At 37.2% G+C, this 4,265-nt stretch carries 4 protein-coding genes; 3 read left to right on the top strand and 1 reads right to left on the bottom strand.

Going from position 1 to position 4,265, the window contains the following annotated elements; all coding sequences use genetic code 11:
- The first annotated feature begins 68 nt into the window (after positions 1 to 68).
- Together AC5YCE_RS15345 and AC5YCE_RS15350 are read left to right on the top strand one after the other, a co-directional pair.
- Positions 69 to 1,234 (top strand): IS3 family transposase gene (locus AC5YCE_RS15345; protein WP_496171372.1). Its coding sequence is split into 2 segments (ribosomal slippage): positions 69 to 336 and positions 336 to 1,234, totalling 1,167 coding nucleotides; the frame shifts between segments, so codons are not numbered across the junction.
- 38 nt (positions 1,235 to 1,272) lie between these two features.
- The gene (locus AC5YCE_RS15350) at positions 1,273 to 1,740 is read left to right on the top strand and encodes a YiiX family permuted papain-like enzyme (protein ID WP_496172594.1); all 468 of its coding nucleotides are present in this window, start codon (positions 1,273 to 1,275) and stop codon (positions 1,738 to 1,740) included.
- Between the two features lie 326 nt (positions 1,741 to 2,066).
- Here the strand turns inward: AC5YCE_RS15350 and AC5YCE_RS15355 are convergent, their stop codons facing one another.
- Positions 2,067 to 2,603: a tetratricopeptide repeat protein gene (locus tag AC5YCE_RS15355; protein ID WP_496172593.1), complete on the bottom strand. Its 537-nt coding sequence runs from the start codon at positions 2,601 to 2,603 to the stop codon at positions 2,067 to 2,069.
- A 287-nt stretch (positions 2,604 to 2,890) separates the two neighbouring features.
- Here AC5YCE_RS15355 and AC5YCE_RS15360 point away from each other — a divergent pair, with 287 nt between their 5' ends.
- Entirely contained in the window at positions 2,891 to 4,216 is a 1,326-nt protein-coding gene (locus tag AC5YCE_RS15360; RefSeq protein WP_496172362.1) for an ISNCY family transposase, read from the top strand.
- The last annotated feature ends 49 nt before the right edge of the window (positions 4,217 to 4,265 follow it).

Below are 4,265 nucleotides of genomic sequence, written 5' to 3' on the forward strand. Positions count from 1 at the left end.
AGTGATGTGTGCTGATAAAAACGGAGGCTTTCACTTGGTAAACTAGACATACTCATCAGGAGTTTACCATGAGCAAAAAACAAAAGATTTATACAGCAGAATTCAAAGCTGAAGCAATCAAAGCGATTGAATCAAATCAAGGCAATGTCTCTGAAACTGCTCGACAGCTTGGTATTTCCATGCAAACCCTTTCAAATTGGTACAACAAAGCAAAGGTTGGGACATTAGAAGGAACACAACAATATTTGCCCGATCTCGTTGCTCTACTCGAAGAAAATAAGAAACTCAAACAACAACTCAAAACTGCGGAAATGGAAAAAGAATTTCTAAAAAAAGCGGCAGCGTACTTTGCCAAAGAAAGTCAGTGAGGTACGCTTATATGAAAGAGCACAAAAACACATACCCAACCACGATGATGGCTAGATTGCTAAATGTCTCAGTATCAAGGTTTTATGATTGGCTTAAACAAGGTTTAAGCCAACGAAAGATTCTAAGCAATCAGCAGACAATATTGGTCAAAATCGCCCATCAAAAGACCAATGAAAGTTACGGTTATATTCGGCTGACCAAGTATTTACAGGCTCAAGGTATCCAAATTAGCCAGTATGCTGTGCGTTGCATTAAACAGCAGAATCATCTGTACTGTAAGCGCCATAAGCGTTTTAAAAGAACAACGAATAGCGACCACAATCGTTCTATTTATAATAATTTGTTAGAGCAAAACTTTGCAGTAACTGCTCCAAATGTTGCGTGGGTAAGTGACATTACATATGTATGGACAGCTGAAGGATGGCTGTATCTAGCTGCTTTAAAAGACCTTTGTAGCAAACAAGTGGTTGGCTATAGCTTAAGTGAACGGATGACATCACAGCTTGTTTGCAACGCACTTAGCATGGCTATCCGCAATCATAAACCCTCTCGAAACTTAATCGTTCACTCAGACAGAGGAAGCCAATATTGCAGTAAAGAATATCGGAATATGCTTGAAAAATATGGTTTCGAAGGCTCAATGAGTAAAAAAGGAGATTGTTACGATAATGCGCCGATTGAAAGCTTTTGGGGAATATTAAAGAACGAACTTGTACATCATCGCAATTATAAAACAAGGGAGGAAGCTAAGGCTGATATTACAAAATATATAGAGTTATTTTATAATCAGCAGAGAATTCAGAAAGGATTGGATTTTAAGACACCAAATCAAATGGCAGAGGACTTTTACAAGTTGGCTGCCTAGAATCTCCCAAGTTAAAGCCTCCTGTTAATTCAGCATACATCAAAGCCACAGCTTCGCCTTATAGTCATATGGGGATGATTGTTTATAGAAATGGCAAACCTTGGGTTTTAGAGGCGATTCAACCTGTAAAATATACGTCATTCGATGCTTGGACGAAGCGTGGCGTAAATCAACACTATGTCGTGAAGCGTTATCATAAAAATTTGAATGCTGAACAACAGATGAAATTGGTTAAATCTGCCGAAAAGCATTTGGGTAAAAATTATGATCTGTATTTTGGATGGGGTGATGATGCAATTTATTGTTCTGAGATCGTATGGAAAGCTTATGATCAAGCGCTTGGAATTCAACTTGCACCACTACAAAAACTTAAACAATTTGATTTAACAGACTCTAAAGTCAAGGCATTGATGCAAACGCGGTATGGAAATAAAGTACCTTTAAATGAAACAGTCATAGCACCAAATGCAATTTATAACTCAAAACAACTGATCACTGTTAAATGAATAGGTCATTGGGCATTTATTGCTATTCCACTCGAATATTTTTCTAAATTATAGTTGAATATAACTACATAAATTCGTAGAAAGTGATAAATCACAAAAAAAGCCCAACACATTAAAGTTGGGCTTGAAAATAGAAGCTATCAAATTGATTTATAATGACAATTATGATACGTTTCGTATAACGTGTATTATGTTAATTTTAGTTTTTCTAGTAGAAATGGAAGAATAGTTTTACAAGTTGACTACCTAGAATTATTTCCTAAGTGGAAGTCTCCTGTTATTCCAATGCACATCAATAATACTGCCAAAAATGTTAAATAGAATTTTCATTTTTCTAAGAAAAGTTTTATGAATCTTAGAGATCTACCCTTATCCTCTTTATAAACAGAAGCCTTTTTATACCACTCAAGAGATTTTTTATTATCAACATTTTGGTGAATTAGACCCAATAAAAACGTAGCAAAATAATCGTTTTGCTCAGCAGCTCTTGTAAACCATTGAACAGCTTTATTAAAATCTTTAGAAACACCATTTCCTGCCAAATAAGCATTACCTATGGTGATCTGCGATTGTAGATGGCCTTTTTCAGCAGCGTCCTCATACAAATCCATTCCTTTTTTAGAGTCTCTCTTAACACCGTTTCCATATATATACATACCTGCTAATTTATGTTGAGCATCTAAATTTCCTTGATTTGTAGATTTTTTTAAAAATTTGAATGCTTCATCATAATTTTGTTCAATATTTTTATTTTTATCTCCTTCATAATAACTTAAACCTAAATCTAAATTTTCTTGAGCACTGTGTTTATCACATGCTGAAATACTAAATAAAATTAGTAAAATTAATATAGTTTTTTTCACGCTTATCCCCTTATTAAATAAAAATTATTTTTTATTTTCACATTTTTAAAACTCAAACTAAATTATTCATTTTGAGTTTTATCCATTTTTAACACAAAATGTCTATTCTTAATTCAGCAATAATAATTCTCTACGAAACAACAGTCATTTAACATAAATGGGCGTTATGCGAACTCTTGGTGTAAGCCCAAAATAGAAATGTCCGGTTTCTCCAAAGTAAAAATGTCCGCTTTTAGAATATGCATTTTTGCAATTTCCTTAGCGGACGGTTTGATATGTTGGTGTCTATGTCGGATAAAGAACTTAAACGATTGTCGGTCTTGCAGGAAATCTGTGATCAACGCATAACTCAATCCCAGGCTGCTCAGCTACTTCATATCTCAGAACGTCAGATCAGACGCTTACTGCAGAAATACAAAGCTCAAGGTCCCGCTGCATTAGCCCATGCCGGTCGTGGCCAAATCAGCAATTCCAAACTTCCTGAAGAACTCAGACTTAAGTGCCTCAATATTGTTTCAGATCAACTTTATGGTTTCGGACCCACTTTAGCGCATGAAAAGCTCACCACCGTGCATGGATTCGATCTTTCAGTAGAAACCCTGCGTTCCTGGATGATTGCAGCCGATTTATGGATTCCTCGCTGCAAGCGCCTGAAACGCCCATATCAGCCTCGTTATAACCGAGATTGTTATGGTGAATTGATCCAAATTGATGGCTCACACCATGATTGGTTTGAAGGTCGAGCACCTAAATGCTGTCTGCTAGTATTCATCGATGATGCCACAGGAAAATTGCAGCATTTACGCTTCTGTGCGTCAGAGTCAGCCTTTGACTATATGATTTCGACACGTTTATATATCGAACAGCATGGTAAGCCATTGGCATTTTACAGTGACAAACATTCAGTTTTTAGGGTGAATCAAAGCAGCAAGAAAGACACCAAGATTACCCAGTTTGGACGTGTTCTGAGCACTCTCAATATCGATATCATTTTCGCTAACTCCCCTCAAGCCAAAGGCCGTGTAGAACGCGCCAATAGAACGCTTCAGGACCGTCTGATCAAAGAGATGCGTCTGGAAGGCATCAGTTCGATTGCAGATGCCAATAAGTGGCTGCCGTGCTTTATTGAGCAATTTAATCGTAAATTTGCCAAGATGGCCTTTAATCCCAAGGATCTGCACCGGACTATCACTGAAACAGCCGAAGAATTAGATGATGTTTTTACCTGGCGTGAACCCCGCAGGGTCACCAACAGCTTGACGATTACTTATGATAAATGCGTATATATCTTGGAAAACAGCGAAGAAAATCAAAGATTGATCGGTAAGTATCTTGAGTTCCTGGAATACCCGGATGGTACTGTAGCCCTCATGCATGATGGTCGAAAGATCAATTACAGCCTCTTCGATAAATTAAGTCAGCTGAATCAGCGAGAGATTGTTGAGAATAAACGTTTGGGTTCTGTGCTGGCACATATTCAACAACAGCATGAACAACTGGAACAACAAAACAAACGCAATCGTTCACAAAAGATGCCACGTAGACGAGCACAGAAAACAGCAGTTCAACAACGAAATCTGAATCCTGTGCTTGACTTGGAAATGTCCATATAGGACATTTCTATTTGGTTATTAGGTAGGACATTTCTACTTGGGAATAACA

This window comes from Acinetobacter sp. CY79 (assembly GCF_059515845.1).